The 10998-nt window shown below is 52.1% G+C and carries 12 protein-coding genes; 3 read left to right on the top strand and 9 right to left on the bottom strand.

All coding sequences use genetic code 11. The features are described 5' to 3' along the window. Positions 1-144 precede the first annotated feature (144 nt). The 9 genes from mioC to AACQ93_RS16870 form a co-directional block, all read right to left on the bottom strand. Positions 145-591, bottom strand: a complete 447-nt coding sequence (mioC, locus tag AACQ93_RS16910) for an FMN-binding protein MioC (protein ID WP_064606418.1) — start codon at positions 589-591, stop codon at positions 145-147. 163 nt (positions 592-754) lie between these two features. Further along, the gene (gene mnmE / locus AACQ93_RS16905; protein ID WP_064606416.1) at positions 755-2122 is read right to left on the bottom strand and encodes a tRNA uridine-5-carboxymethylaminomethyl(34) synthesis GTPase MnmE; all 1368 of its coding nucleotides are present in this window, start codon (positions 2120-2122) and stop codon (positions 755-757) included. A 155-nt stretch (positions 2123-2277) separates the two neighbouring features. Further along, complete coding sequence (yidC, locus tag AACQ93_RS16900) at positions 2278-3891, bottom strand: membrane protein insertase YidC (protein ID WP_007468716.1); 1614 nt, start codon at positions 3889-3891, stop codon at positions 2278-2280. A 2-nt stretch (positions 3892-3893) separates the two neighbouring features. After that, positions 3894-4151 (bottom strand): membrane protein insertion efficiency factor YidD, encoded by a 258-nt coding sequence (gene yidD / locus AACQ93_RS16895; RefSeq protein ID WP_083882379.1) that lies wholly within the window; start codon positions 4149-4151, stop codon positions 3894-3896. Beyond that, a complete protein-coding gene (rnpA, locus tag AACQ93_RS16890) occupies positions 4118-4474 on the bottom strand; it encodes a ribonuclease P protein component (RefSeq protein ID WP_036801135.1) in 357 nt (118 codons plus the stop codon). The genes yidD and rnpA overlap by 34 nt, the downstream gene beginning before the upstream one ends. A 12-nt stretch (positions 4475-4486) precedes the next feature. Further along, entirely contained in the window at positions 4487-4621 is a 135-nt protein-coding gene (gene rpmH / locus AACQ93_RS16885; protein ID WP_004411068.1) for a 50S ribosomal protein L34, read from the bottom strand. Between the two features lie 152 nt (positions 4622-4773). Continuing rightward, entirely contained in the window at positions 4774-5544 is a 771-nt protein-coding gene (locus AACQ93_RS16880; RefSeq protein WP_064606414.1) for an amino acid ABC transporter ATP-binding protein, read from the bottom strand. After that, positions 5541-6212, bottom strand: coding sequence for an amino acid ABC transporter permease (locus AACQ93_RS16875; protein ID WP_064606412.1), 672 nt, complete (start codon positions 6210-6212; stop codon positions 5541-5543). The genes AACQ93_RS16880 and AACQ93_RS16875 overlap by 4 nt, the downstream gene beginning before the upstream one ends. Before the next feature lie 107 nt (positions 6213-6319). Continuing rightward, complete coding sequence (locus tag AACQ93_RS16870) at positions 6320-7075, bottom strand: amino acid ABC transporter substrate-binding protein (protein WP_007468693.1); 756 nt, start codon at positions 7073-7075, stop codon at positions 6320-6322. Between the two features lie 309 nt (positions 7076-7384). On the opposite strand from AACQ93_RS16870, the gene dnaA reads away from it, so the two are divergent. Genes dnaA through recF form a run of 3 tightly spaced genes read left to right on the top strand, consistent with a single transcriptional unit; the run spans position 7385 to position 10982 of the window. Further along, positions 7385-8797: a chromosomal replication initiator protein DnaA gene (gene dnaA / locus AACQ93_RS16865; RefSeq protein ID WP_007468691.1), complete on the top strand. Its 1413-nt coding sequence runs from the start codon at positions 7385-7387 to the stop codon at positions 8795-8797. Between the two features lies 1 nt (position 8798). Further along, positions 8799-9899, top strand: coding sequence for a DNA polymerase III subunit beta (gene dnaN, locus AACQ93_RS16860; protein ID WP_007468689.1), 1101 nt, complete (start codon positions 8799-8801; stop codon positions 9897-9899). 3 nt (positions 9900-9902) lie between these two features. Next, the gene (gene recF, locus AACQ93_RS16855) at positions 9903-10982 is read left to right on the top strand and encodes a DNA replication/repair protein RecF (RefSeq protein WP_007468687.1); all 1080 of its coding nucleotides are present in this window, start codon (positions 9903-9905) and stop codon (positions 10980-10982) included. The last annotated feature ends 16 nt before the right edge of the window (positions 10983-10998 follow it).

The raw sequence follows: 10998 nt of genomic DNA, 5'->3' as shown, positions 1-10998 counted from the left end.
CAAAATGGGCACTTATCAACAGGGGGGGAGGTCGGTAAAACTTATTCAATGGATAACTATGGTTTGATCACCGGAAAGATCTATAGTTATCCACAGAAAAAAGTTTAAAAAACGCTGAAATTTTGAGTAATACGGTCGTGAATTTTATTCACAGAAGGCGTTTTTCCACTCTGCAAGCCAGGCTTCTGCTGGATCTTCCGGTACCGGATCCTGTGATACATCGATATCCAGGCGCTCGCCTAAACGGGTTGCACCGAGTGAACTGAGCTGTTGATCGAGGTTTTTGGCTGCGGCACAGAAGGTATCGTAGCTGCTGTCTCCCAGGCCAATCACGGCATATTTCAGTTGAGAAAGGTCCGGTTTCTGCTCGGTCAGTTGCTGAATGAAGGGCTGGATATTGTCCGGGAACTCGCCGGCGCCGTGGGTTGAGCAGACTACCAGCCAGGTGTTATCCAGTGTCAGATTGGCTAAATCAGCCAGGTTGACGGTTTCTGTCTGATGTCCTTCCTGCTCCAGCAGGTCGGCTAGGTGGTCGGCGACATATTCGGCACCACCAAGGGTGCTGCCGGTGATTAGGGTGATTTGACTCATGATATCCTCAGTATAACGAGTATGGATTGCCCTGATTGTACTGGCTCTAAAGCAATATAAAAGAGACAAAAAATAGGTTTATTCACAGGCTGTAAACGACAAAGGGCCGGCGCGGGAGATGATCCCGGCGCCGGCCCTTTGTGATAATCGGAGTTGGATCCGGTTATTTACCTATGCAGAATGAGGTAAAGATCCGGCCCAGAAGATCGTCAGAGGTGAACTCGCCAGTGATTTCGCTCAGGTGTTGCTGGGCAAGACGCAGCTCTTCAGCCAGGATTTCCCCGGCCATAAAGCCTTCCAGCTGCTCTTTACCTGTCTCCAGGTGCGTTGCGGCGCGTTCCAGTGCTTCCAGGTGGCGTCGGCGGGCCATAAAGCCACCTTCGGTGGTGCCGGCAAAGCCCATGCACTCTTTGAGGTGCTCACGCAGGTTGTCGATGCCGTCACCGGTGCGGGCAGACAGGCGGATCAGGGTTGGGTTGCTGACATGGCAGATCCCGGCCTCTTCTCCTGTCAGCTCGACTTTGTTGCGGATCACGGTCAGGCCCATGCTTTCCGGCAGGCGCTCAATAAAGTCCGGCCAGATTTCTTTCGGATCGGTGGCATCTGTGGTGGTGCTGTCGACCATGAACAGGACGCGGTCGGCCTGCTGGATTTCATCCCAGGCCCGCTCAATACCTATACGCTCGACTTCGTCTGAGGCTTCACGCAGGCCGGCTGTATCGATGATGTGCAGCGGCATACCGTCGATGTGGATATGTTCACGCAGGACATCACGGGTGGTGCCGGCAATATCGGTCACAATGGCGGAGTCTTTGCCTGACAGGGCATTAAGCAGGCTGGATTTACCGGCATTCGGGCGGCCGGCAATGACCACTTTCATCCCTTCACGCATGATCGCGCCTTGGTTGGCCTCACGGCGTACTGCTTCCAGACGTTCGATAATGTTATTCAGATCACCGCTGACCCGGCCGTCAGACAGAAAGTCGATCTCTTCTTCCGGGAAGTCGATAGCGGCTTCGACATAGATGCGCAGGTGGATAAGTGCTTCCACCAACTCGTTAACCCGGGTCGAGAATGCGCCCTGAAGCGATTTAAAGGCACTTTTCGCTGCTTCTTCGGAGCTGGCATCAATCAGGTCGGCAATCGCTTCTGCCTGCGCCAGATCGAGTTTGTCGTTCATGAAGGCGCGCTCTGAGAATTCACCCGGGCGGGCGGCACGGATGCCGTCAATTTGCAGGATGCGCTTGATCATCATGTCCATCAGAACCGGGCCGCCGTGGCCCTGCAGCTCCAGTACATCTTCACCGGTGAAGGAGTTCGGTCCCTTGAAGAATAAGGCAATGCCCTGATCCAGTGCGCTCCCGTCTTCGTTCTTGAAAGGCAGGTATTCGGCATAACGCGGCTTGAGTTCACGGCCGGCGACTGCCAGGGCGACGTCTTTGGCCTTCGGGCCTGAGACGCGGATAATGCCAACGCCGCCACGGCCCGGAGGGGTGGCCTGCGCAACAATGGTATCAGTGTGTTCGATCATAATTTTGGCTTAACTTGATAAATTCGCTGCAATTGTAAACAGACTAGTTGGGAAAGCCCAGTCACCGCAAGCATTACACGAATGTATGGCGGTACTTAGTCTCCGGGAAATAAAAAAGGCGACCTTAAGGCCGCCTTTTCTGACAGGTATTCACATTACTTGGAATGCAGACCTTTCTTTTCCAGTGAACGGTAAATCAGTGTCTGCTGGATTAGCGTCACGATGTTCGATACCAGCCAGTACAGAACCAGGCCGGATGGGAACCACAGGAAGAAGAAAGTGAACATCACCGGCATGAAGGTCATGATCTTCTGCTGCATCGGGTCAGTTACTGTTGTCGGGCTCATCTTCTGGATCATGAACATAGTCACACCCATCAGTACCGGCAGGATGAAGTAAGGGTCCTGAGCTGACAGGTCATGGATCCAGCCGAAGAACGGCGTATGGCGCAGTTCAACCGACTCCATCAGTGACCAGTACAGAGCAATGAAGATAGGCATCTGGACAAGAATTGGCAGACAGCCGCCCAGCGGGTTTACCTTTTCTTTTTTGTACAGTTCCATCATTTCCTGGCTCATGCGCTGGCGGTCGTCGCCCAGGCGCTCACGCATTGCCTGCAGTTTTGGCTGCAGCATGCGCATTTTCGCCATAGAGGTGTACTGCGCTTTGGTCAGCGGGTACATCGCACCACGAACGATGAAGGTCAGGATGATGATAGCCACACCCCAGTTCACTACGATGCCCTGGATGAATGACAGCAGGGTGTGCAGCGGGCTGGCGATGAACCATAGCCAACCGTAGTCAACGGTCAGGTTCAGGTTCGGTGCAGTTGCTTCCATCTGATCCTGTAGCTTAGGACCTACCCACAGTGTTGCGCCCAGAGTTTGCTCCGCGCCCGGTGCAACTGTGGCTGCCGGCATACGGATACCGATGTAGCCCAAGCCGTTGCCGGTACGGGTGTACAGGTTAGTTGCACCTTGGGTGTTCGGGATCCATGCTGATACGAAGTAGTGCTGCATCATCGCAGCCCAGCCTTGGTTGTTGATAGTCAGGTTCAGGTTCTTGTCCTGCATATCATCAAAGCTGTACTTCTTGTATTTGGTGTCGTCAGCAGAGTAAGCGCCGCCGTGGTAGGTTGGCATTGCCAGGTTACCGCCGGCATCAACCAGATTCTGCTTCAGCTGAGCATACATCTGCACGCTGGCTGCATTGTCGCTCTGGTTGTTGATGCTGTATTCAACATCAACAGCGTAGCTGCCGCGTTTCATGATGAAGGTCTTGGTGTAGGCGATGCCGTTTTTCTCATAGGTCATCGGTACACGCAGTTCGTCCTGGCCGTCAGCCAGAGTGAAGCTGTCGCTGTCTACGCTTAGCTGAGCACGGCCAGCGGTGGTATCGATACCGTTAGTACCGATCAGGCCAGATTGTGCTGTGTACTGGTAGTCAGCGCCGTTTTTCAGCAGAACAAACGGATCGACGGAATCCAGTTCGTTGTTATAAGCCAGTAGCTTAGCTTCGATAATATCGCCACCAAGCGTATCGACAGTAAGCGCGAGTACATCTGTATTGATGGTGATTAGGTTGTCGGATGTGGTTTGGTCAGTAATCGGCTGGCCGTCACCGGTATGTGAAGGAACATCACCACTGTTGTTGACTTGTTGCTCTATGCCCTGTTGGGTCTGGGGGCTGTTATCCATGTTCCACTGCTGGAACAGCAGGAACGAGACAAACAGCAGGGCAATTAACAGAATATTGCGTTGGGAATCCATCGTTAACTATCTCTGTCGTTGTGCTTGGTTGGCGGAACGGGGTCATAACCACCGTCGTTTAAAGGATGACATCTTAATAGACGTTTCGCTGCTAACCAACAACCTTTTATCGCTCCATGCGTTTTAATTGCTTCAATTGCGAACTGAGAACATGTAGGGGTAAAGCGACAGCGTGGTCCAATAAGTGGACTTATAGCCAGTTGGTAAAAGCGGACTAGTCCGATGACTAGCCACGCGAAGGGCGAGACAGGCGATGCCATAATTTATCTAGCAACTTGAAAAGTTCTTCGTTGCTCAGCTCACTGGCACTTTTCTTGGCGATAACAACAAAATCTTTCGCTGGCAGTTCTGCTTGCTTCAGGCGGAAGCTTTCACGTACAACACGTTTGAAGCGGTTTCTACCGACAGCAGTCTTGATCTGTTTTTTTGGAACAGCTAAACCCAAGCGAGGGTGATCGAGTTCGTTAGAGCGGGCAAGAATAGTTAAGTGGGGAGAGCCAGCACGATGAGCTTGCTGGAAGACTTTTTTGTAATGTTCGGGAGTTAACAGACGTAACTCCCGAGAAAAAGCGAGCTTATTCAAAATAATCAGAGATTACTTAGAAAGACGCTTACGGCCTTTAGCGCGACGTGCGTTGATTGTTGCGCGACCGTTCTTAGTAGCCATGCGTGCACGGAAGCCGTGAGTACGCTTGCGCTTTAGAACTGAAGGTTGAAAAGTGCGTTTCATGGTTTTACCTTAAATTAACTGATCAGTTTTTAAGTTTTGTTACTGAGTTTCCGACTGCGGACAATCGGTACCTCTAAACAAAGAGGCGGAATTGTAATCACTGGCCTTTAAATAGTCAATGATTATGCCCGCAGAGAACTACGGGCGCTGAATTATACTTCTTGTGGCGCTAAGTGCAAGGATCCTCCGTTGATCCCGACTTTATTCAGGAACTTTTTTAATCGCGGATCATTGGGGTTGGAGAAGATCTGTTCAGGAGTCCCTTGCTCGACAAACTCCCCGTCAGCCATAAAGATCACACGGTCTGCCACTTCGCGGGCAAATTGCATTTCATGAGTCACCACCAGCATGGTCTGGTGCCGGGTCGCCAGTTTTTGCATCAACGTCAGCACTTCGCCGACCCATTCCGGATCCAGTGCCGAGGTTGGCTCGTCAAACAACAACAGTTCGGCTTCCAGCGCCATTGCCCGGCCGATCCCGACCCGTTGCTGCTGGCCGCCCGACAATGCCGCTGGGTAGTGATCGCCTTTATCGCCCAAGCCGATATCATCAAGGATCTGCTGGGCACGTTGGTTGGCCTCTTCTTTTTTCCAGCCTTTTACTGTAACTAGGCCCTCTGCGATATTTTGTTTCGCCGTCAGATGTGCAAATAGGGCATAGTTCTGAAACACAAAGCCGGTTTTGCGCCGTAAAGCCAGGATATCGCTTTTGGCTGCTTGTTCGCTGTCGACGGTGACATCGCCAATGGTGATTTTGCCTTGATTAGCGGTCTCCAGAAAGTTGATACAACGCAGCAGGGTAGATTTGCCGGTGCCGGAGGGGCCGATCACCACGACAATCTCGCCTTTTTCAATCGACAAGTCGAGGTGGGAAAAAATGGCCGCCTCCCCGAAGCGCTTGGTGAGGTTTTCTATTTTGATCATCGCGTGTATGCCTTATTCAGTTTCATTTCCGCCCAGTTCTGGATCCGGGTCAGAATAAGCACCATCACCCAGTAGACCAGGGCTACGGCGAGAAAAGCTTCAAAGAACTTGAAGCTGGATGAGGCTTCCATCTGTGCTTTGGCCATGATTTCGGCCACCCCGAGGGTAAAGGCCAATGAGGTGGATTTGATCATGTCGATGAAATAGTTCATCAGCGACGGCAGGGCCACCCGGGTTGCCTGTGGCAGGATGATCCGGCGCATGGCCTGGAGTTCAGTCATCCCGATCGACAGGCTGGCTTCGCGCTGGCTGCGGTCGATACCGATAATCGCTGCACGGATACTTTCTGCTTTGTAGGCGGCAAAGTGCAGGCTCAGGCCAATCACGGCAGCGCTGAAGGCATCCAGCCCGACGAAAACCGGAAACAGCTGCGGCAGGCCGTAGTAGAGCAAAAACAGCTGTACCAGCAGCGGAGTGCCGCGGAAGAAGCTGATATAGAGCTGGCTGAGCTGATCCAGCAGCGGTAGTTTATATACCCGGATCAGGGCCAGGCTGACTGCGATAACCAGGGCAAATAGCAGGCCCCAGAAAGCCATACCCAGGGTTGTGCCCAGGTATTTTAGCAAAATGGGCAGCAGCGATAGCATGTAGTCAAAATCAAAACCCATAGCGGCTCGGTATTCCATTGTCAGGGGGAGAGTAAGCGATAAAGACCCACCGTGCGGTGAGCCTTTATGGTTATGAACAGTTTAGAAGAGCGGTGCCGAGTGGCAGGTTACTTCGTGATGTCGGCGTCAAACCATTTCACAGAGATTTCCGCCAGGGTGCCGTCACGGCGCATGGCATTCAGGGCCTTGTTCACGTCATCACGCAGCTTCTGGCCTTTTTCACTCTTGGTAAACGGCCAGGCGTTTTCAATCTTCTCAAACGGCTGTCCTGCCAGTTGCAGCGGTAGGTTGGCTTTTTTGATCAGCTCAACCGATGACAGGCGATCCATGACAAAGGCATCGGTACGGCCCAGTGCGACGTCATGTTCGATACCGGTATCATAGGTTTTGATGTTGATCTTTCCGTCTTTGTCCAGCTCACGCAGTAGCTGCTCATAGTTGGAACCTAAGTTAACGCCGACGGTTTTGCCTTGCAGATCGTCGGTTCCTTTGATGCTGTCATTGCCTTTACGCACCACCAACTGGGCACCGTCAATAACATACGGCTGCGAGAACAGGTATTTGGCTTTGCGCTCATCGGTAATGGTGATTTGATTGGAAATCGTATCAATACGGCCGGTTTCCAGTAGGCCGAACAGGCCGGAGAAGTTTGCTGTCACGAACTCGACCTTGTAATCGTTACGCTTGGCGATTTCATTCCACAAATCGACCTCAAAGCCCTGAAGCTGATCCTGTTTTACGAAGGTAAACGGGAAATAACGTCCCGACATCCCGACTTTGACGTCTGTGGCTGCCATTGCCGTCTGGCTGGCGGTCAGGGCCAGAGCTGCGGCCGTCAATGTTGTTTTTAACCAGCTTTTCATCCTGTCTACTCCTCAGGTCGCTGTGATGCAATACGATGTGCCACATCCTATACGGTTATAAGCCTCTTTCTTAAATAACGATGAGTTATTAAAAATAACCAATCGTTCGCTTCTTGATCCTGGCTGTTGTTAATAGAATTGTGGGTAAGGGCTGGTCAATTTGTGCTGATCTTGCTGTTTGATGTGCGATCCATGTGAATAAGTCTGATCTTATTCACTGGATCTGCGATCTCTTTGCTGGCGATCCTGAGCCAGCAGGTATAAAATTGCATCCCTTTTTGTGTTTTGTTATTCAGTGTGGAGTCGAGCTTGTCATCTTCGCTTTGGTTGCAGTGCCTTCAACGCCTTCAGGAAGAACTCCCTGCAACAGAATTCAGTATGTGGGTTCGACCGCTTCAGGCCGAATTAAACGATAATACGCTGACTTTGTTTGCGCCGAACCGTTTCGTGCTTGATTGGGTACGTGATAAGTACCTTAATAATATTAACCGTTTGCTGAATGAATTTTGTGGTAACGACGTGCCAATCCTGCGTTTTGAAGTGGGAAGCCGTCCTGTGACTGCGCCACCCCCGCAACCGGTGGCGGCAGCACCTGTTCTCGGTTCTCCTTCTCCGGCGCCGGTGCGTGATGAAATACCGCCGCCGTCCCGTAACTGGGAGCCGGCACCGTCGCCGGTCCAGCCTGAATCTCAGGGTGGGTACCGTTCGAACGTCAATCCGAAACACAACTTCAATAACTTCGTCGAAGGTAAGTCGAACCAGTTGGGTTTGGCTGCCTGCCGTCAGGTGGCAGATAACCCGGGCGCAGCCTACAACCCGCTGTTTTTGTACGGGGGCACGGGTCTGGGTAAAACTCACCTGTTGCATGCCGTAGGTAACGCGATTGCTGATCGCAAGCCGAACGCCAAAGTGGTTTACATGCATTCCGAGCGTTTTGTCCAAGACATGGTCAAGGCGCTGCAGAACAATGCCATCGAAGAATTCAAACGCTATTACCGCAGTGTTGATGCGCTGCTGATCGATGACATCCAGTTCTTTGCCAATAAAGAGCGTTCGCAGGAAGAGTTTTTTCATACCTTTAATGCGCTGCTTGAAGGCAACCAGCAGATCATCCTGACCTCTGACCGCTACCCGCGAGAGATTAATGGGGTAGAGGATCGCCTTAAGTCACGTTTTGGCTGGGGGCTGACGGTGGCTATCGAGCCGCCGGAGCTGGAAACACGAGTCGCGATCCTGATGAAGAAAGCCGAGGATCACAATATCCGTCTGGCTGATGAAGTTGCGTTCTTTATTGCCAAGCGTCTGCGCTCCAATGTTCGTGAGCTGGAAGGGGCATTGAACCGTGTTATCGCCAACGCCAACTTTACCGGCCGGGCGATCACCATTGATTTTGTCCGTGAAGCCCTACGAGATTTGCTGGCGCTTCAAGAAAAGCTGGTAACTATTGATAATATTCAGAAGACGGTAGCGGAATACTATAAAATAAAGATGGCTGATATGCTGTCTAAGCGCCGTTCGCGCTCTGTGGCTCGTCCGCGCCAGATGGCGATGGCCCTGGCGAAAGAGCTGACTAACCACAGTCTGCCTGAAATCGGCGATGCCTTCGGTGGCCGCGACCATACTACGGTGCTGCACGCCTGCCGTAAGATTGAGCAGTTGCGTGAAGAAAGCCACGATATTAAAGAAGATTATTCAAACCTGATTAGAACACTGTCGTCCTGATATGAAATTTACCGTCGAACGCGAACAATTACTCAAACCGCTGCAGCAGGTCTCCGGTGCCCTGGGCGGTCGTCCTTCTTTGCCAATTCTTGGCAATATTCTGTTGCAGGTCGAAGATGGCTGTCTGTCGATGACAGGTACCGATCTGGAAGTGGAGCTGGTTGCCAAAGTGGCACTGGCCGCGGATTTCGAGCCGGGTGCAATCACTGTCCCGTCGCGTAAATTTCTCGATATCTGCCGTGGTCTGCCGGACAGCGCCAATATTGTTGTGAGCCTGGAAGGTGATCGCGTGATCATCCGCTCTGGCCGCAGCCGTTATTCCCTGTCGACACTGCCGGCGGCGGATTTCCCGAATATAGAGGACTGGCAGAGCGAAGTCGAAATGACGTTGCCTCAGGGCCAACTGCGTCACCTGATCGACAGCACTCAGTTTTCGATGGCGCATCAGGATGTGCGTTACTACCTTAATGGCATGTTGTTTGAAACCGAAGGTAAGCTACTGCGTTCGGTTTCCACAGACGGTCACCGTATGGCGGTGTGTGCCACGGATTTAGATGCTGAACTACCGGGCAAGCAGATCATCGTACCGCGTAAAGGGGTACTGGAGTTGATGCGTTTGCTGGATACGCCGGATGCGATGGTCGATATTCGCTTCGGCAATTCGAACCTGCGCGCGGTGGTGAATAACTTCGTGTTTACGACCAAGCTGGTTGACGGCCGTTTCCCTGATTACCGTCGGGTGATGCCGCAAAACAGCACTAAGTTTGTTGAAGCCAGCTGTGATGAGCTGCGCAAGGCATTTTCTCGTGCGGCGATTTTGTCTAACGAGAAGTTCCGTGGCGTTCGCCTTAACCTGTCTAACGGTGAGATGCGCATTACTGCCAACAACCCGGAGCAGGAAGAAGCGGAAGAGTTTCTGGATGTGAACTACGAAGGTGAAGATCTGGAGATTGGCTTTAACGTAAATTACGTGCTAGATGTGCTCAATACCCTGAAGTGTGAGCAGGTACGCTGGTCGTTGTCCGATGCGAATGCCAGTGCGTTGCTGGAAGACAGCGCCAGTGGTGATGCCCTGTATGTGGTTATGCCAATCAGACTCTAGGGCATGGCACTTACTCGTCTAATCGTCAAAGATTTCCGAAATATTGAAGCTTGCGACTTGTCTTTGTCGGCAAGCTTCAATTTTCTTGTCGGTGCTAACGGCAGCGGCAAGACCAGTGTCTTAGAGGCGATCTACTACCTTGGCCATGGCCGTTCCTTCCGCAGTCACCTGACCGGGAGGGTGATACGCCATGAACAGCCGGAGCTGTTTGTTCACGGCCGGCTGCAGACAAGCTCTAATATGGAGCTGCCGCTGGGGATCAATAAAAAGCGTGACGGTACAACCGAGGTGAAGGTTGCCGGCGAAGGCGGGCAGAAATTGGCGCATCTGGCGCAGGTACTGCCATTGCAGCTGATCACCCCGGAAGGTTTCGATTTGCTGATTGGCGGCCCGAAATACCGTCGCTCGTTTATCGACTGGGGCGTTTTTTACGTTGAGCCCAAGTTTTACCATGCCTGGAGCCGGGTAAAGCGGTTGACCAAACAGCGTAATGCTTTGCTCAAAACCGCCCGTAGTTATCGAGAGCTGAGCTACTGGGATCAGGAACTGGCGGTACTGGCAGAGGAAATCAGCCAGTGGCGTGATCAGTACCTGGAAGCGGTAAAGCAGAAAGCGGCGGAGATCTGCCAGGGCTTTCTGCCTGAATATGATATCCAGCTGGGGTATTACCGTGGCTGGGAAAAAGAAACACCCTATGCCGAGCTGCTTAAACGTAATTTTGAACGTGACTGCCAGCTCGGTTATACCGCAAGTGGGCCACATAAAGCCGACTTGCGGATCAAGGTTGCCGGAACACCGGTTGAGGACGTTTTGTCCCGTGGTCAGCTGAAGCTGATGGTCTGTGCTTTGCGATTAGCACAGGGACTTCACCTGACTGAAGCTACCGGCAAGCCATGTGTATATTTAATTGATGATTTTGCTTCCGAGCTGGATAGCCATAGGCGTGCGCTGTTGGCGCAACGGTTAAAGGAAACCAACGCCCAGGTTTTTGTCAGTGCGATCAGCAGTGAACAAATTGCTGAGATGCATGATGAAAATGGCAAGATGTTTCATGTGGAACACGGTAAAATAACCGCAGGATAATTAAAGCGAGAGTAAC

The sequence above is a fragment of the Photobacterium sp. J15 genome, assembly GCF_963870815.1.
GTDB classification, from domain to species: domain Bacteria; phylum Pseudomonadota; class Gammaproteobacteria; order Enterobacterales; family Vibrionaceae; genus Photobacterium; species Photobacterium marinum.
This window is presented reverse-complemented; position numbering and strand designations above follow the sequence as displayed.